Annotated in this window: 18 protein-coding genes; 13 read left to right on the forward strand and 5 right to left on the reverse strand. The window is 68.7% G+C overall.

The annotated features are described in order from the left end of the window. Window positions 1-167: 167 nt before the first annotated feature. The 9 genes from grpE (at window position 168) to leuB (ending at window position 9,858) form a co-directional block, all read left to right on the forward strand. Window positions 168-710 carry a nucleotide exchange factor GrpE gene (gene grpE / locus CGR01S_RS15300; protein WP_042429266.1) on the forward strand — a complete coding sequence of 181 codons (543 nt, stop codon included), beginning with the start codon at window positions 168-170 and terminating at the stop codon, window positions 708-710. An 86-nt stretch (window positions 711-796) separates the two neighbouring features. After that, the gene (dnaK, locus tag CGR01S_RS15305) at window positions 797-2,740 is read left to right on the forward strand and encodes a molecular chaperone DnaK (RefSeq protein WP_042429269.1); all 1,944 of its coding nucleotides are present in this window, start codon (window positions 797-799) and stop codon (window positions 2,738-2,740) included. Between the two features lie 97 nt (window positions 2,741-2,837). Beyond that, window positions 2,838-3,971, forward strand: a complete 1,134-nt coding sequence (dnaJ, locus tag CGR01S_RS15310) for a molecular chaperone DnaJ (protein ID WP_042429272.1) — start codon at window positions 2,838-2,840, stop codon at window positions 3,969-3,971. Between the two features lie 43 nt (window positions 3,972-4,014). Next, window positions 4,015-5,379, forward strand: coding sequence for an MBL fold metallo-hydrolase (locus CGR01S_RS15315; RefSeq protein ID WP_042429276.1), 1,365 nt, complete (start codon window positions 4,015-4,017; stop codon window positions 5,377-5,379). Window positions 5,380-5,511: 132 nt separating this feature from the next. Continuing rightward, window positions 5,512-6,441 (forward strand): LysR family transcriptional regulator, encoded by a 930-nt coding sequence (locus CGR01S_RS15320; protein ID WP_042429279.1) that lies wholly within the window; start codon window positions 5,512-5,514, stop codon window positions 6,439-6,441. 38 nt (window positions 6,442-6,479) lie between these two features. Continuing rightward, on the forward strand, window positions 6,480-7,901 hold the full coding sequence (gene leuC / locus CGR01S_RS15325) for a 3-isopropylmalate dehydratase large subunit (protein WP_042429282.1): 1,422 nt from the start codon (window positions 6,480-6,482) through the stop codon (window positions 7,899-7,901). Between the two features lie 11 nt (window positions 7,902-7,912). After that, window positions 7,913-8,041: an entericidin A/B family lipoprotein gene (locus CGR01S_RS15330; RefSeq protein WP_042429284.1), complete on the forward strand. Its 129-nt coding sequence runs from the start codon at window positions 7,913-7,915 to the stop codon at window positions 8,039-8,041. A 9-nt stretch (window positions 8,042-8,050) separates the two neighbouring features. Further along, on the forward strand, window positions 8,051-8,704 hold the full coding sequence (gene leuD / locus CGR01S_RS15335) for a 3-isopropylmalate dehydratase small subunit (protein WP_042429287.1): 654 nt from the start codon (window positions 8,051-8,053) through the stop codon (window positions 8,702-8,704). A gap of 83 nt (window positions 8,705-8,787) precedes the next feature. Beyond that, a complete protein-coding gene (leuB, locus tag CGR01S_RS15340; RefSeq protein ID WP_042429290.1) occupies window positions 8,788-9,858 on the forward strand; it encodes a 3-isopropylmalate dehydrogenase in 1,071 nt (356 codons plus the stop codon). 39 nt (window positions 9,859-9,897) lie between these two features. Here the strand turns inward: leuB and CGR01S_RS15345 are convergent, their stop codons facing one another. After that, window positions 9,898-10,221, reverse strand: coding sequence for a DUF3579 domain-containing protein (locus CGR01S_RS15345; RefSeq protein WP_042429291.1), 324 nt, complete (start codon window positions 10,219-10,221; stop codon window positions 9,898-9,900). A 257-nt stretch (window positions 10,222-10,478) separates the two neighbouring features. Here CGR01S_RS15345 and CGR01S_RS15350 point away from each other — a divergent pair, with 257 nt between their 5' ends. The 3 genes from CGR01S_RS15350 to CGR01S_RS15360 are packed head-to-tail and all read left to right on the forward strand — an operon-like array spanning window position 10,479 to window position 12,953. Further along, entirely contained in the window at window positions 10,479-11,675 is a 1,197-nt protein-coding gene (locus CGR01S_RS15350) for an aspartate aminotransferase family protein (RefSeq protein WP_042429293.1), read from the forward strand. A gap of 17 nt (window positions 11,676-11,692) precedes the next feature. Continuing rightward, window positions 11,693-12,613, forward strand: coding sequence for an ornithine carbamoyltransferase (argF, locus tag CGR01S_RS15355; protein ID WP_042429295.1), 921 nt, complete (start codon window positions 11,693-11,695; stop codon window positions 12,611-12,613). 25 nt (window positions 12,614-12,638) lie between these two features. Beyond that, a complete protein-coding gene (locus CGR01S_RS15360) occupies window positions 12,639-12,953 on the forward strand; it encodes a YkgJ family cysteine cluster protein (RefSeq protein WP_042429317.1) in 315 nt (104 codons plus the stop codon). A gap of 75 nt (window positions 12,954-13,028) precedes the next feature. Here the strand turns inward: CGR01S_RS15360 and CGR01S_RS15365 are convergent, their stop codons facing one another. The 3 genes from CGR01S_RS15365 to CGR01S_RS15375 are packed head-to-tail and all read right to left on the reverse strand — an operon-like array spanning window position 13,029 to window position 15,442. Continuing rightward, a complete protein-coding gene (locus tag CGR01S_RS15365; RefSeq protein WP_042429297.1) occupies window positions 13,029-13,259 on the reverse strand; it encodes a hypothetical protein in 231 nt (76 codons plus the stop codon). A gap of 3 nt (window positions 13,260-13,262) precedes the next feature. Then, entirely contained in the window at window positions 13,263-15,128 is a 1,866-nt protein-coding gene (gene feoB / locus CGR01S_RS15370; protein ID WP_042429299.1) for a ferrous iron transporter B, read from the reverse strand. Further along, window positions 15,125-15,442, reverse strand: coding sequence for a FeoA family protein (locus CGR01S_RS15375; protein ID WP_042429302.1), 318 nt, complete (start codon window positions 15,440-15,442; stop codon window positions 15,125-15,127). Before CGR01S_RS15375 ends, feoB begins: the two co-directional genes overlap by 4 nt. Before the next feature lie 118 nt (window positions 15,443-15,560). Here CGR01S_RS15375 and kynB point away from each other — a divergent pair, with 118 nt between their 5' ends. Then, entirely contained in the window at window positions 15,561-16,190 is a 630-nt protein-coding gene (gene kynB / locus CGR01S_RS15380) for an arylformamidase (protein ID WP_042429305.1), read from the forward strand. A 28-nt stretch (window positions 16,191-16,218) separates the two neighbouring features. Here kynB and CGR01S_RS15385 read toward each other — a convergent pair whose 3' ends face one another. Next, window positions 16,219-17,403 (reverse strand): FAD-dependent monooxygenase, encoded by a 1,185-nt coding sequence (locus CGR01S_RS15385; RefSeq protein WP_042429320.1) that lies wholly within the window; start codon window positions 17,401-17,403, stop codon window positions 16,219-16,221. Window positions 17,404-17,554: the final 151 nt, after the last annotated feature.

Below are 17,554 nucleotides of genomic sequence, written 5' to 3' on the forward strand. Positions count from 1 at the left end.
GATTATAACCGCCCGCCCCGCCCTTGTACACTTCGCCCTGGCGCCAGCGCCGGGTGCAGGCCACTCCGGCGCCTTTTTCCGCGCACCGCCTTGAAATCCGCGCCTGCGTCCCCAGGTGCCCGCGGTAGCGGTTTTTGTCCACGTCCCGAGTTTCATATTCATCACCTATGTCCGACTCCCAAGCCCAAGCTGCCGCCCCTTCGCCCGAAGAACTGGAAGCCGCCATGGCGGCCCATGCCAACGACGAGCTGACACGCCTGCAAAGCGAACTGGCCGAGCTCAAGGCCAAGAGCGCCGATCTGGCCGACCAGTTCCTGCGTGCCAAGGCCGAGGCCGAGAACGCCCGCCGCCGCGCGGAGGACGAAATCTCCAAGGCACGCAAGTTCGGCATCGAGAGCTTTGCCGAGAGCCTGCTGCCCGTGTGCGACAGCCTGGATGCGGCGCTGGCCATCGACAATGCCACGGCCGAGCAACTGCGCGAGGGCTCGGACGCCACGCGGCGCCAGCTCGTCTCAGCCCTGGAGCGCAACAAGGTGCTCGTGATCGCCCCGGCGCCGGGCGAGAAGTTCAACCCGCACCAGCACCAGGCCATCAGCGTGGTGCCGGCCGAGCAGGAGGCCAACACCGTCGTGTCCACGCTGCAGAAGGGCTACCTCATCGCCGAGCGCGTACTGCGCCCGGCGCTGGTCACGGTGGCGGCGCCCAAGTAGAAATTTCCGGCGGCCCGGCTTGAAGCCCGGCGAGTTATCCACACGTAACAAACATCCCTCTTTTTTCAGATACCACGGAGAACAACATGGGAAAGATCATCGGCATCGACCTGGGCACCACCAATAGCTGCGTGTCCATCATGGAAGGCAACACCACGCGCGTGATCGAGAACAGCGAAGGTGCGCGCACCACGCCTTCCATCATCGCGTACCAGGAAGACGGCGAGATTCTGGTCGGCGCCTCGGCCAAGCGCCAGGCCGTCACCAACCCCAAGAACACGATCTATGCCGCCAAGCGCCTGATCGGCCGCAAGTTCGAGGAAAAGGAAGTCCAGAAGGACATCGACCTGATGCCCTTCACCATCACCCGCGCCGACAACGGCGACGCCTGGGTGGAAGTGCGCGGCCAGAAGCTGGCCCCGCCGCAGATCAGCGCCGAGGTGCTGCGCAAGATGAAGAAGACCGCCGAGGACTACCTGGGCGAGCCCGTGACCGAGGCCGTGATCACGGTGCCGGCCTACTTCAACGACAGCCAGCGCCAGGCCACCAAGGACGCCGGCCGCATCGCCGGCCTGGACGTCAAGCGCATCATCAACGAGCCCACGGCTGCGGCCCTGGCCTTCGGCCTGGACAAGCAGGACAAGGGCGACCGCAAGATCGCCGTGTATGACCTGGGCGGCGGCACGTTCGACGTGTCCATCATCGAGATCGCCGACGTGGACGGCGAAAAGCAGTTCGAGGTCCTGGCCACCAACGGCGACACCTTCCTGGGCGGCGAGGACTTCGATCAGCGCATCATCGACTACATCATCGGCGAGTTCAAGAAGGACCAGGGCGTGGACCTGTCCAAGGACGTGCTCGCACTGCAGCGCCTGAAGGAAGCCGCCGAGAAGGCCAAGATCGAGCTCTCGAGCTCGGCCGCGACCGACATCAACCTGCCCTACATCACGGCCGACGCCTCGGGCCCCAAGCACCTGAACATCAAGCTCACGCGCGCCAAGCTCGAAAGCCTGGTGGAAGACCTGATCGAGCGCACCATCGCGCCCTGCCGCACGGCCATCAAGGACGCGGGCGTGTCCGTCTCCGACATCAACGACGTGATCCTGGTCGGCGGCATGACGCGCATGCCCAAGGTGCAGGACAAGGTCAAGGAGTTCTTCGGCAAGGAGCCGCGCAAGGACGTCAACCCCGATGAGGCCGTGGCCGTGGGCGCCGCCATCCAGGGCCAGGTGCTCTCGGGCGACCGCAAGGACGTGCTGCTGCTGGACGTCACCCCACTGTCCCTGGGCATCGAGACCCTGGGCGGCGTGATGACCAAGATGATCACCAAGAACACGACCATCCCGACCAAGTTCGCGCAGACCTTTTCCACCGCCGACGACAACCAGCCGGCCGTGACCATCAAGGTCTTCCAGGGCGAGCGCGAGATGGCCAGCGGCAATAAGCTGCTGGGCGAGTTCAACCTCGAGGGCATCCCGCCCGCACCGCGCGGCCTGCCCCAGATCGAGGTGACCTTCGACATCGACGCCAACGGCATCCTGCACGTCTCGGCCAAGGACAAGGGCACGGGCAAGGAGAACAAGATCACCATCAAGGCGAACTCCGGCCTGTCCGAGGACGAGATCCAGCGCATGGTCAAGGACGCCGAACTCAACGCGGCCGAAGACAAGAAGAAGCTCGAACTCGTGCAGGCGCGCAACCAGGGCGAGGCTGCCGTACACAGCGTGAACAAGAGCCTGTCCGAGCATGGCGACAAGCTCGACGCGGGTGAGAAGTCCGCCATCGAAGCCGCCGTCAAGGCCTTGGAGGAAGTGCTCAAGGGCGAGGACAAGGCTGCCATCGAGGACAAGACCAACGCCCTCATGGCCGCCAGCCAGAAGCTGGGCGAGAAGATGTACGCCGAAGCCCAGGCCGCCCAGGCGGCGGCGGGCGCCGGCGCCTCCGATGCGGGCAGCAGCGCATCGGCCAGCAAGCCGGCCGATGACGACAACGTGGTCGACGCCGAGGTGAAGGAGGTCAAGAAGGGCTGATGCGGCGCCTGCGCTGACTCCCCGCCGCGCTGGTACCCTGCCCTGATGCAGGAGGCCCGCGCGGCGTTGCCTCTTCAAAGCCACCGGATTTGCAAGCATGTCCAAGCGAGACTATTACGAAGTCCTCGGCGTTGCCAAGAACGCCTCCGAGGACGACATCAAGAAGGCCTATCGCAAGCTGGCGATGAAGTACCACCCTGACCGCAACCAGGGTGATGCGGCCAAGGGCGCCGAGGAGAAATTCAAGGAGGTCAAGGAGGCCTACGAGATGCTCTCGGACGCGCAAAAGCGCGCCGCCTACGACCAGTACGGCCACGCCGGCGTGGACCCGAACATGCGCGGCCCGGGAGGCCCGGGCGCCGAGGGCTTCGGCGGCTTTGCCGAGGCCTTTGGCGACATCTTCGGCGACATGTTCGGCCAGGGGCGCGGGCGCGGCGGCAACCGCGTGTACCGCGGCAGCGACCTGTCCTACGCCATGGAGATCACCCTCGAGGAGGCCGCCAAGGGCAAGGATGCGCAGATCCGCATCCCGAGCTGGGAGGCCTGCGACACCTGCCACGGCAGCGGCGCCAAGCCCGGAACCAGCGCCAAGACCTGCGGCACCTGCCAGGGCAGCGGCACGGTGCAGATGCGCCAGGGCTTCTTCAGCGTGCAGCAGACCTGTCCGCACTGCCGCGGCACGGGCAAGATCATTCCCGAGCCCTGCATGACCTGCCATGGCCAGGGCAAGGTCAAGCGCCAGAAGACGCTGGAGGTGAAGATCCCCGCCGGCATCGACGACGGCATGCGCATCCGCAGCACCGGCAATGGCGAGCCCGGCACCAATGGCGGGCCGCCCGGCGACCTGTACATCGAGATCCGCATCAAGAAGCACGACATCTTCGAGCGCGACGGCGACGATCTGCACTGCCAGGTGCCCGTGAGCTTCATCACGGCGGCGCTGGGTGGCGAGATCGAGGTGCCCACGCTCGCGGGCAAGGCGGCCATCGACATTCCCGAAGGCACGCAGGCGGGCAAGCAGTTCCGCCTGCGCGGCAAGGGCATCAAGGGCGTGCGCGCGAGCTACCCCGGCGACCTGTACTGCCATATCGTGGTCGAGACGCCGGTCAAGCTCACCGAGTACCAGAGGAAGCTCCTGCGCGAGCTCGAGGAATCGCTGAAGAAGGGCGGCGCCAAGCACTCGCCGTCGGCCGAGAGCTGGACGGACCGGCTCAAGAGCTTCTTCAGCTGACTGCCGTTACCATGGAGGCCATCCCCCCGTCAGGATGGCCCCCATGTCCGTCAGCATCACCTTTCTGGGCGGAGCCGGCACCGTCACCGGCTCCAAATACCTCGTTCGGCACAACAGCCACAGCCTGCTCGTCGATTGCGGGCTGTTCCAGGGCTACAAGCTGCTGCGTGAGCGCAACTGGCAGCGCCTGCCCCTGACGCCGCGCCAGATCGACGCCGTGGTCCTCACGCACGCGCACCTGGACCACAGCGGCTACCTGCCGCTGCTCGCGCGCGACGGCTACACCAAGCCCATCCATTGCACGCCGGGCACACGCGATCTCTGCGCCATCCTGCTGCCCGACAGCGGGCACCTGCAGGAGGAGGACGCCGCCTTCCTCAACCGCCACGCCCTCACCCGGCACCAGCCGGCGCTGCCGCTGTACACGCGGCTCGACGCCCTGCACTGCCTCAAGCAGTTCCGCACGCACGCCTTCCACAAGCCCTTCGAGCCCATTCCCGGCTGGCGCGTGCAATTCACGCACGCCGGGCACATCCTGGGCGCGGCCAGCGTACTGCTGGAAGTGGGCGGGCGGCGCATCCTGTTCTCGGGCGACCTGGGGCGCACCGACGACCTGCTCATGACCCCGCCCGAGGCACCGCCCGCGGCCGACACCGTGCTCGTCGAGTCCACCTACGGCGACCGCGAGCACCCGGCGCAGGACATGCTGCAGGAGCTGGGCCCGGCCCTGCAGCGTCTGGCGCAGCGCGGCGGCGTGGCCGTGGTGCCGGTCTTCGCCGTGGGCCGGGCGCAATCGGTGCTGCATGCCATCCAGCAGCTCAAGGGCCAGGGCGTGCTGCCCGCCTCGCTGCCGGTGTTCCTCGACAGCCCCATGGCCGTGAGCACCACCGGCCTGTTCGAGCGCTACCCCGGCGAGCACCGCCTGAACGCCCAGCAGGTGCACGCCCTCTCGCACTGCGCCACCATGGTGGAAACCACCGACCAATCGAAAGCCCTGGCGCGGCGCCATGGCCCCATGGTCATTCTCTCGGCCAGCGGCATGGCCACGGGCGGGCGTGTGCTGCACCACCTGGCCCTGTACGCGGGCGACCACCGCAACATGATCGTCATCACCGGCCACCAGGCACCCGGCACGCGCGGCGCACGCATTGCGGCCGGCGAGAAAAGCATACGCATCCATGGCCAGGACGTGGCCATCCGCGCCGAGGTGGTACAGCTGACCTCGGCCTCGGCGCACGCCGACGCCACCCAGACCCTGGCCTGGCTGCGCCGCATGGAGCATGCGCCGGAGCAGGTCTACGTGGTGCACGGCGAGATGCAGGCGGCCGACATGCTGCGCGAGCGCATCGCGCACGAGCTGCGCTGGCGCGCCGCAGTGCCCGAGCACGGCAGCACAGCCACTGTCTAGGGCGACTGGCAGGCAGCGAGGCTCTTGCTGACACCAAAAAGCATGTAAGGCATCGTATCTTGCGATGACAAACTGGTTTTGTTCAGTGGAAAATCAGCAGACTTCTCCAATCGAGACGCCTGATATTCCGTCATGGTACGCACCGAGCGCAGTTTTGCGCGCCGCATCGACCTCACTTCGCTGCAGCTTTTCGTTGCCGTGTGCGAGCACGGCAGCATTGCGCGCGCGGCGCAGCAGGAGTTCATTGCCGCCTCGGCCGTGAGCAAGCGCCTGGCGGAGCTGGAAGCCGCTGCCGAGACCCCCTTGCTGCAGCGCCACAGCCGCGGCGTGCTGCTCACCCCCGCGGGCGAAAGCCTGCTGCACCATGCACGCACCGTGCTGTTCGGCCTGGAGCGCATGCAGGGCGAGCTGGCGGAATACGCGGGCGGCGTGCGCGGCCATGTGCGCGTGCATGCCAACATCTCGGCCATCGTGCAGTTCCTGCCCGAGGACCTGGGCGCCTTTGCGCGCATGCACAGCCAGATCAAGATCGACCTGCAGGAGCATCTCTCGCCCGCCGTGCTGCACGCCGTGCAGGAGGGCGCGGCCGACCTGGGGCTGTGCAAGCTGCCCGCCACAGCCATGGACAAGGGCCTGCAAAGCCGCCCCTACCGTAGCGATCATCTGGTGCTGGTCGTGCCACAAGGGCATGCCCTGTCGGCGCGCGAAGCCATCCAGTTTGAAGAAGTGCTGGCCTGCGACATCGTCGGCCTGCACGCCGGCAGCAGCATCAGCCTGGCCATGCGGGCGGCCGCGGCGCAGGCCGGGCGGCCGCTGCGCCAACGCATCCAGGTCACCAGCCTGGACGCCATGTGCCGCATGATTGACAACGGCCTGGGCGTGGGCCTGCTGCCCGACCGCGCATTCGCGCTCATGCAGGGCGTGGGGCGCCTGGCCGCCGTGCCGCTGGCCGAGCCCTGGGCGCAGCGCGAGCTGAGCCTGGTGGCACGCGACTTCGCCGCCCTGCCCGCCACCGCACGGCTGCTGGCCGACCACCTCACGCCCGCCGCGCGCGCGGCCTAGAATTTCCAACCCCACCTGTCCAACGAAACGAGAACGCCATGGGACGCACCCTGTACGACAAGATCTTCGACGAGCACGTCGTCCACACCGAAGAGGACGGCACGGCCGTGCTCTACATCGACCGCCACCTGGTGCACGAAGTGACCAGCCCGCAGGCCTTCGAGGGCCTGCGCGAGGCCGGGCGCAAGGTCTGGCGCACGAGCTCCATCGTCGCCACGGCCGACCACAACACGCCCACCACGGGCTGGGAACTGGGCTACGACGGCATTGCCGACCCCATCAGCAAGGAGCAGATCGTCACGCTGGACAAGAACATTGCCGCGGTGGGCGCGGCGGCGTTCTTCCCCTTCATGAGCAAGCGCCAGGGCATCGTGCATGTCATCGGCCCCGAGAACGGCGCCACGCTGCCGGGCATGACGGTGGTCTGCGGCGACAGCCACACGAGCACGCACGGCGCCTTCGGCGCGCTGGCGCACGGCATCGGCACCAGCGAGGTCGAGCATGTGCTGGCCACGCAGACCCTGCTGGCCAAGAAGGCCAGGAACATGCTCATCCGCGTGGATGGCAAGGTGGCGCCGGGCATCACCGCCAAGGACATCGTGCTGGCCATCATCGGCAAGATCGGCACGGCGGGCGGCACGGGCTACACCATCGAGTTCGCGGGCGAGACCATCCGCGCCCTGTCCATGGAAGGCCGCATGACGGTGTGCAACATGGCCATCGAGGCCGGGGCGCGCGCCGGCCTGGTGGCCGTGGACGACAAGACCATCGACTACGTCAAGGGCCGCCCCATGGCGCCCACGGGCGTGGAATGGGAGCAGGCCGTGGCCTACTGGAAGACGCTGCACTCCGACGCCGACGCGCAGTTCGACGCCGTGGTCACGCTGCGCGGCGAGGACATCGCGCCGCAGGTCACCTGGGGCACCAGCCCCGAGATGGTGCTGGACGTGAACGCCAGCGTGCCCGACCCTGACAAGGAAAAGGACGCCAACAAGCGCCAGGCCATGGAGCGCGCCCTGACCTATATGGGCCTGACCCCCGGCAAGCCGCTGCAGGACATCTTCGTGGACAAGGTGTTCATCGGCTCGTGCACCAACAGCCGCATCGAGGACCTGCGCGCCGCCGCCGCCGTGGTCAAGAAGCTGGGCCAGAAGGTGGCCCGCAACATCAAGCTGGCCATGGTCGTGCCGGGCTCGGGCCTGGTGAAGGAGCAGGCCGAGGCCGAGGGCCTGCACGAGATCTTCCGCGCCGCAGGCTTCGAGTGGCGCGAGCCCGGCTGCTCCATGTGCCTGGCCATGAACGCCGACCGCCTGGAGAGCGGCGAGCGCTGCGCCTCGACCAGCAACCGCAACTTCGAGGGCCGCCAGGGTGCGGGCGGACGCACCCACCTGGTCAGCCCGGCCATGGCGGCCGCGGCGGCCATCCACGGCCATTTCGTCGACATCCGCCAATTCGCCTGAAGGAGTGCACCATGCAGAAGACCGCCGCTTTCATCACCCTGCTGCTCAGCCTGGCGCTGGCAGGCTGCAACACCGTCAAGGGCGTGGGCCAGGACGTGCAAAAGGCCGGCAACGCCATTGAGCGTGCCGCCAACAAATAAGGACCCGGCATGCAGAAATTCACCATCCACCAGGGCCTGGTCGCCCCCATGGACCGCGAGAACGTCGATACCGACGCCATCATTCCCAAGCAGTTCCTCAAGTCGATCAAGAAGACGGGCTTCGGCCCCAACCTGTTCGACGAGTGGCGCTACCTGGACCAGCCCGGCGAGCCCGGCGTGCCCGAGAGCGCGCGCAAGCCCAACCCGGACTTCGTGCTCAACCAGAGCCGCTACCAGGGGGCGAGCATCCTGCTGGCGCGCAGGAACTTCGGCTGCGGCTCCAGCCGCGAGCACGCGCCCTGGGCGCTGCAGCAGTACGGCTTTCGCGCCATCATCGCGCCCAGCTTTGCCGACATCTTCTTCAACAACTGCTTCAAGAACGGCCTGCTGCCCATCGTGCTGCCCGAGGCCACGGTGTCCCAGCTCTTTGACGAGGTGCACGCCTTCCCCGGCTACCAGCTCACCATCGATCTGGAGCGCCAGGTGGTCGTGCGCCCGCAGGGCGAGGAAATCGCCTTCGACGTGCTGCCGTTCCGCAAGTACTGCCTGCTGGGCGGCTACGACGACATCGGCCTGACGCTGCGCCACAAGGACAAGATCCAGGCCTTTGAAGCCCACCGCCTGGCCACCAAGCCCTGGCTGGCGCACACCATGGCGTCCTGAAGACGCCGAACATTTGTGCCAAATTGACCTCCAGCGCTTGCCAGTCAAGCGCTACCAGCTATCAAAATAGAAGTGAATCGACCATGAAAATCGCAGTGCTGCCGGGTGACGGCATCGGTACCGAAATCGTCGCCGAGGCCGTCAAGGTGCTCCAGGCCCTGGACTTGAAGTTCGCAATGGAAACCGCCCCCGTGGGCGGCGCCGCCTACGAAGCCGCGGGCCACCCGCTGCCCGAGTCCACCCTCCAGCTCGCGAAGGAAGCCGACGCCATCCTGTTCGGCGCCGTGGGCGACTGGAAATACGACACACTGGACCGCCCGCTGCGCCCCGAGCAGGCCATCCTGGGCCTGCGCAAGGCGCTGGGCCTGTTCGCCAACTTCCGCCCGGCCATCTGCTACGAGCAGCTCACGCACGCCTCCAGCCTCAAGCCCGAGCTGGTCGCGGGCCTGGACATCCTCATCATCCGCGAGCTCACGGGCGACATCTACTTCGGCCAGCCGCGCGGCCGCCGCACGGCCGTGGACGGGCACTTCCCCGGCGCCGAGGAAGCCTTCGACACCATGCGCTACAGCCGCCCCGAGATCGAGCGCATCGCCCGCGTGGCCTTCGAGGCGGCGCGCAAGCGCGGCAAGAAGGTCACCAGCGTGGACAAGGCCAACGTGCTCGAGACCTTCCAGTTCTGGAAGGACGTGGTCACCGAGGTGCACCAGGACTACCCCGACGTGCAGCTCGAACACATGTACGTGGACAACGCCGCCATGCAGCTCGTGAAGAAGCCCAAGGCCTTCGACGTGATCGTCACCGGCAACATGTTCGGCGACATCCTCTCGGACGAAGCCTCCATGCTCACCGGCTCCATCGGCATGCTGCCCTCCGCTTCGCTCAACGACAGGAAGCAAGGGCTGTACGAGCCCAGCCACGGCAGCGCGCCCGACATCGCGGGCAAGGGCGTGGCCAACCCGCTGGCCACCATCCTCTCGGCCGCCATGATGCTGCGCTTCAGCCTCAACCAGGCCGAAGCCGCCGACCGCATCGAGAAGGCCGTGCAAACCGTGCTGGCCCAGGGCCTGCGCACGCCCGACATCTACAGCGAGGGCACCACCAAGGTGGGCACGGTGCAGATGGGCGACGCGGTGGTCAAGGCACTGGGCTGAGTCCGGCCGCAGCGGGGCGGCCGCGGGCCGCCCTGCGCATCAGGGCGCGGGCGGCGGCGGATCGGGCAGCAGGCAGGCCTCGATCATCTGCAGGTCGTTGTCGCGCGCGAAGTTCATGACGAAGTCCCAGGCCATGGGCTCGTGATCGCGCAGCGCGCGGTGGACCACCACGCACTTGACACCATTGATGGCCGTGGGAATGCACCAGGGGGAATAGCTCAGGTGGCTGCCGGGCCGCGCCCCTCCGGGGCGAAAGCTGCTCATCACGCCCGCCAGGCGCTCGGCCCAGTCGCTGGGGCGGAAGGTCTTGCCGCTGCTCGTGATGCCTTGGATGAAGACTTCTTTGCTGGAAGGGGTGACCATCGGGTGGGTGGTGGGTGAAAGGACGAACAGGGCAGGATCGCTGCCGGCGGCGCCGCAACCGGGCATTCTAACTCTTATATAAGACCAGGCCGACACCGGGCTTACAAGCCCCCGGGTGCGTGCATGGGCATGCATCGCTGTGATGCGGCATCCTCATGCATCGCCGGCGGCCACACGCCCTAGAATCGACCTCTCTTTTCCCCGGAGCGCGCACCGCAGGCCGCCCGGGCTTTCGTTTCCCGTCTGGAGATAGTTGCATGACCGCTTTGATCGAGGCTGCCTCGCCCCACGTGATGAACACCTATGGCCGCGTGCCCATCGCACTGCAGCGCGGCCAGGGCTGCCGCGTGTGGGACGTGAACGGCAAGGAGTACCTCGACGCGCTGGGCGGCATCGCCGTCAACACCCTGGGCCACAACCACGCCAGGCTGGTGCCCGCGCTGCAGCACCAACTCACGCAGCTCATCCACACCTCCAACTACTACCACGTGCCGCTGCAGGAGCAACTGGCCGCCAAGCTCGTGGCGCTGTCGGGCATGCAGAACGTGTTCTTCTGCAACTCCGGCCTGGAGGCCAACGAGGCCGCGCTCAAGATTGCACGCAAGTTCGGCCACGACCAGGGCATCGAGAAGCCCGAAGTGGTGGTGTACGAGAAGGCCTTCCACGGCCGCTCCATCGCCACCCTGTCGGCCACGGGCAACCCCAAGGTCCAGGCCGGCTTCGGTCCGCTGGTGGAGGGCTTCATCCGCGTGCCGCAGAACGACATCGAGGCCCTGCGCCGCGCCACCGAGGGCAACCCCAATGTGGTGGCCGTATTCTTCGAGACCATCCAGGGCGAAGGCGGCGTCAACCCCATGCGCATCGAGTACCTGCAGCAGCTGCGCCAGCTCTGCGACGAGCGCGGCTGGCTCATGATGATCGACGAAGTGCAGTGCGGCATGGGCCGCACCGGCAAGTGGTTTGCCCACCAGTGGGCCGGCATCGTGCCCGACGTGATGCCGCTGGCCAAGGGCCTGGGTTCGGGCGTGCCCGTGGGCGCCGTGGTGGCCGGCCCCAAGGCCGCCAACGTGCTGCAGCCGGGCAACCACGGCACCACCTTCGGCGGCAACCCGCTGGCCATGCGCGCGGGGGTGGAAACCATCCGCATCATGGAAGAAGACGGCCTGCTGCAGAACGCCGCCCACGTGGGCGCACACCTGCAGGCCGCGCTGCGGTCGGCACTGGGCAGTTTGAGCGGCGTGAAGGAGGTGCGCGGCCAGGGCCTGATGATCGGCGTGGAGCTGGACAAGCCCTGCGGCGCCCTGGTGGGCCGCGCAGCCGATGCCGGCCTGCTCATCAGCGTGACGGCCGAGAGCGTGATCCGCATCGTGCCGCCGCTGATCCTCACCACCGCCGAGGCCGACGAGATCGTCGCCCGGCTCACCCCCCTGGTCCAGGCCTTGCTGGCCGAATGAGCCCCTGCGAGACAGCCATGAAACACTACCTGCAGTTCAACGACTTCAACGCCGACGAATACGCCTACCTGCTCGAACGCGCCGCCTTCATCAAGAAGAAGTTCAAGGCCTACGAAAAGTACCAGCCCCTGACGGACCGCACGCTGGCCATGATCTTCGAGAAGGCCAGCACGCGCACGCGCGTGAGCTTCGAGGCCGGCATGTACCAGATGGGCGGCAGCGTGGTGCACCTGACGACGGGCGACAGCCAGCTCGGCCGCGCCGAGCCCATCGAGGACTCGGCGCGCGTCATCAGCCGCATGACCGACCTGGTGATGATCCGCACCTTCGAGCAGACCAAGATCGAGCGCTTTGCGCAGTATTCGCGCGTGCCCGTCATCAACGGCCTGACCAACGAGTTCCACCCCTGCCAGATCCTGGCCGACATCTTCACCTTCATCGAGCACCGCGGCAGCATCGCGGGCAAGGTGGTCGCCTGGGTGGGCGACGGCAACAACATGGCCAACACCTGGCTGCAGGCAGCCGACCTGCTGGGCTTTACCGTGCACGTGAGCACGCCCGGCGGCTACGAGGTGGATGAAAAACTCGCCTTCGGCGCACGCACACCGCGTGCGGGCTGCTACCAGGTGTTTGCCAACCCGCTGGACGCCTGCCGCGGCGCCGACCTGGTGACCACCGACGTGTGGACCAGCATGGGCTACGAGGCCGAAAACGAGAAGCGCAAGAAGGCCTTTGCCGACTGGTGCGTGGACGAGGCCATGATGGCCGTGGCCAAGCCCGAGGCCCTGTTCATGCACTGCCTGCCCGCGCACCGCGGCGAAGAGGTGCAGGCCGAGGTCATCGACGGCCCGCAATCCGTGGTCTGGGACGAGGCGGAAAACCGGATGCACGTGCAAAAGGCGCTCATGGAGTACCTTTTGCTCGGCCGCATTGCCTGACACCCCCGCCGGCCGCCTGCGCGCCATGCCCCACCCCTGCCTGAGCTGCGGCGCCTGCTGCGCGAGTTTTCGCGTGGACTTTTCCGCCTGCGAAACCCAGGAACGGGGCGGCGACGTGCCCGACGGCCTGGCCGTGGAAGTGACCGACACCCTGCGCCGCATGCGCGGCACCGACCACAGCCCGCCGCGCTGCGCGGCACTCACGGGCCGCGTGGGCGTGCAAGCGTCCTGCGGCATTTACGAATGGCGCCCCTCGCCGTGCCGCGAGTTCGAACCCGGCAGCGCGGCCTGCGAGCGCGCCCGCCTGCGCCATGGGCTCGGGGCCTACCCCGATCATTGAACGCCGAATTGGCCTCCAGGGCTTTCCAGGCAAGCGCAAGTAGCTATATTTTCGATAGCATCCGCTAGTGCTGCACTAGGGCTTGGAGCGCATCCACACCGTCTGGCCCGCCTCGGCCGGCCGCGCGGCCGGCGCCGCCGGGGTGGCGCAGCCGCCACAGGTGCTGCAGGCGCCGCACGCCGGCGCCTGCGCCAGTTCGGGCCGCACGCGCCCCAGGCGCTGGCGCCAGGCCGCAGGCAGCCAGTACCACAGGGCGTAGAGCCCAGCCAGCGCCACGATGGCGCCCACGGCGATTTCCTGCCACATCGTTCAGCCCCCTCCCCAGGCCAGCGCCAGCCGGTACGTGAGCCAGCTCGCGCTGTAGGCCAGTGCAAACATGTAGGCGGCCATGAGCAGCGCCAGGCGCCAGGAGTTGGTCTCGCGCCGCACCGTGGCCAGCGTGGAGATGCACTGCGGCGCAAACACGAACCACGCCAGCAGCGACAGCGCCGTGGCTAGCGACCACTGCTGGGCGATCAGGCTGCCGAGCTGCGCGGCCGTCTCGTCGCCCGTGGCCGAGAGCGCGTACACCGTGCCCAGGGCGCTGACCACCACCTCGCGCGCCGCCATGCCGGGCACCAGGGCCACGGCGATCTGCCAGTTGAAACCCAGCGGCGCCAGCACCACCTCCAGGGCGCGGCCGAGCTGGCCCGCCAGGCTGTACTGGATGGCCGCGCCCGCCGCCCCCTCGGGCGGCGCCGGGAAGGACGAGAGGAACCACAGCAGCACCGACAGCGCCAGGATGATGCCGCCCACGCGCTTGACGAAGATGGCGGCGCGCTCATATAGGCCCTGCGCCAGGCTGCGCGCGCTGGGCAGGCGGTAGGACGGCAGCTCCATGAGGAGCGGCGTCGGCCGCAGCTTGCCGCGCCAGAGCTTGAGCACGGCGGCCACGGCCATGGCGCCCAGGATGCCACCCAGATAGAGCGCAAACATCACCAGCCCCTGCAGGTTGAACACGCCCGCCACCGTGCGCGCGGGGATGAAGGCCGCAATCAGCAGCGCATACACCGGCAGCCGTGCCGAGCAGGTCATGAGCGGCGCGATCATGATGGTGACCAGCCGCTCGCGCCAGTGCGTGATGCTGCGCGTGGCCATGATGCCGGGGATGGCGCAGGCAAAGCTCGACAGCAGCGGGATGAACGAGCGCCCCGACAGGCCCACGCTGCCCATGATGCGGTCGAGCAGAAAGGCCGCGCGCGGCAGGTAGCCCGAATCCTCCAGCGCGAGGATGAAGAAGAACAGGATCAGGATCTGCGGCAGGAACACCAGTACGCCGCCGGCCCCGGCGACGATGCCGTCGACCAGCAGGCTGCGCAGCACCCCCTCGGGCAGGTGGGCGTGCAGCCATCCCCCCAGGGCAGCCACCCCGGCATCGATGGCGTCCATGGGCACGGCGGCCCAACTGAACACGGCCTGGAACATCAGGAACATGGTGCCTGCCAGCAGCAGCATGCCCCACAGCGGGTGCAGCACGACGCGGTCGATGGCGTCGTCCCAGTGCGGCAGGTGTTCGGGCTCCTGCACGGCCAGGCGCATGATGCGGCGCGCCTCCTGCTGCGTCTGCAGCACCTGCGCCGGCCCCTGCGCCTGCCAGGGGCGGGGCTGCACGGCGCCCGAGGGGCGCCAGCCATCGAGCCATTGCACGAGTGCGCGTGCGCCGCCCTTGCGGATGCCTACGGTCTCCACCACCGGCATGCCCAGCTCGCGTTCGAGCACGGCGCAGTCGATGGCGATGCCCGCACGGCGCGCGGCGTCGCTCATGTTCAGCGCCAGCACCATGGGCAGGCCCATGGCCCGGGTTTCCAGCACCATGCGCAGGCCCAGTTGCAGGCGCGTGGCGTCGACCACGCACACCAGCAGCGCCGGCGTGCCCTCGCCCGCGCGCTGGCCGGTGATCACATCGCGCGTGACGGCTTCGTCGGAACTCAGTGCATTGAGGCTGTAGGCGCCGGGCAGGTCGAGCACGCGCAGCACCTGGCCCGAGGGCGTGGTGAGCTGGCCCTCCTTGCGCTCGACCGTCACGCCGGCGTAGTTGGCCACCTTCTGGCGGCTGCCGGTCAAGAGATTGAACAGCGCCGTCTTGCCGCTGTTGGGATGGCCCAGCAGCGCCAGGCGCCATGCCGCCGTGCTCATGCCGCACCCATCGGCGCGGGCGGTCTGGCGACGATGCGCACCAGCGCCGCCTCGCGCCGGCGCAGGGCGAAGGTCGAACGCCCCACGCGCACGGCGATCGGGTCGCCCGCGGGAAAGGCGCGCGCCAGCACCTGCACGCGCTCGCCCGGCAGAAAGCCGATTTCCAGCAGGCGCAGCAGCAGGTCGGCGTCTTCGGCCGCGGCCTCCATGTCCAGGCCCTGCACCCAGGCATCGGTGCGCAAGGGCCAGTGCACCAGGCCCGGCTCACCCGCGGCGGTGGGAGCAGGGGCGGTCAGGGGGAGGGCTGCGTCCATGATGATCTAAATAAAAACCATTCTTATTGTCTATTGTAGTACTTGGCGCTCGGGCACGGCAAGCAGGACGGCGCTGCAAGGCCTCACTGTTTGTGCTGGATCAACCGGATAATGCGCCATGCCTCGCCTCTGGGACATCTCCCCCGCCCTGGATGCCGCCACGCCGGTGTACCCCGGGGACAGCCCCCTGCACCTGGCGTGGAGCAGCACCCTGGGCCCGCACTGCGCGGTCAATGTGGGTACGCTCACGCTCACCACCCACCTGGGTGCGCACGCCGACGCCCCGCTGCACTACGACCCGCAGGGCGCCGCCGTGGGCAGCCTGGCGCTGGAGCCCTTCCTGGGCCCGTGCCGGGTGGTGCATGCGCTGGCTGGCAGGCCGCTGCTGCACTGGAACGACATCGCCCACGCCATGGACGCCAGCCTGCCGCCGCGCGTGCTGCTGCGCACCCGCCAGCACGCCGCACCGCAGGGCTGGAGCGCGCAGTTCAGCGCCCTCGCCCCCGAGGTGCTCGAACGCCTGGCCGACCGGGGCGTGCAGCTCGTGGGGGTGGACACCCCCAGCGTGGACCCCGCCGACAGCACCGCCCTGCCCAGCCACCAGGTATTGCGCCGGCGCGGCCTGCGCGTGCTGGAAAACCTGGAGCTCAGCGCCGTGCCCGCGGGCGACTATGAGCTCATTGCCCTGCCGCTCAAGCTGATGACGGCGGACGCCTCGCCCGTGCGCGCGGTGTTGCGCAGCCTGTGAGCCGCGCACGCCCGGCCGCCGTGGCCGCTCAGGCGCGGTAGAGCCAGGGCAGGTCCAGCAACCGCTGCCCGAACAGGCGCAAGGCCGCATCGCGCGCCCAGCGCAGTGGCCCCGTGGCGTGGAAGATGCGCCCATTGCGCTGCGAACGCGCCTGCACGCGCGCAGCGCGCTGCCAGCGGTTGAGCGCATAGCGGCGCAGGCGCAAGGGCACCTCCACGTCGTGCATGGCCAGCGCAGCCTGCAACTGCATGGCGTCCTCGATGGCCATGCCCGCCCCCTGGGCCAGGTACGGGGGCATGGGGTGGGCGGCATCGCCGAGCAGGGCCACCAGGCCGCGCGCCATGTCGTCGGCGCGCGCCAGGGGCGCGCGGTCGCACAGGGGCCACAGGCGCCACTGGCCGCCCGCAGCGGCCACGCTGCGCACCACCTCCTGCAGCTCCGGGTGCGTGCCACACAGCGCCTGTTCCAGGCCGGCGGCGTTGGCGGCGTGGTCCCAGTGCTCCAGGTCCTGCGGCGCGGGCCCGTGGACGATGACCACGAGGTTGACCCATGCGCCGCTGCGCACCGGGTAGTGCACGGCGTGCAGGCGCGGCCCCAGCCAGGCCGTGACCTGCGATGCGCGCCAGGGCGCGGGCAGCGCCTGGAGCGGCACGAGCGCGCGGTAGGCCAGGTGGCCGGTAAAGCGCGGCGGCCCGTCGCCCAGCAACTGGGCACGCGTGCGGCTGTACAGCCCGTCGGCGCCGACGAGGACGTCGCCCTCGATGTCCTTGCCGCGCGCCAGGCGCACCAGCACGGCGCCGCCCGTGTCCTCGTGGCGCACGATGGGGCAGTCCAGGGTCTGCTGCACGGCGGGCAGTTCCTGCACGGCCTGGGCCAGCAGGCCATGCAGGTCGGCGCGGTGGATGGTGGCGTAGGGGGCGCCGTAGCGCCGCAGCGTGCTCGGGCCCAGCGGCAGGCTGGCGAGCACGCCGGCGGACAGGGCGCTGCGCACCTGCAACTGCGCGGGAAAGGCCGCCACGGCGCGCAGGGCGGCTTCCAGTCCCCAGGCCTGCAGGCAGCGCACAGCATTGGGGCCGAGTTGCACGCCGGCGCCCACCTCGGCAAATACGGGCGCGCGCTCGAACAGGCGCACCTCCCAGCCCGCACGAGCAGCCGCCAGCGCAGCGGCCATGCCGCCGATGCCCGCGCCAGCGATCAATAGCTGTTTGCTCATCCCCGCCATTGTGCCGGGGGCTTCAGGCCGGGTGCGAGAAATGCCCCGTCCGGTCGCCGCGCAGCTCGTGCTCGAAGACCTCGGCCGGCACGGGCCGCCCGAACAGATAGCCCTGGAACTGCTCGCAGCCGTGCAGGCGCAGAAAGCCCAG

Origin of the sequence: Comamonas granuli NBRC 101663, assembly GCF_000739995.1 — a bacterium.
Taxonomy (GTDB): Bacteria; Pseudomonadota; Gammaproteobacteria; order Burkholderiales; family Burkholderiaceae_C; genus Simplicispira; species Simplicispira granuli.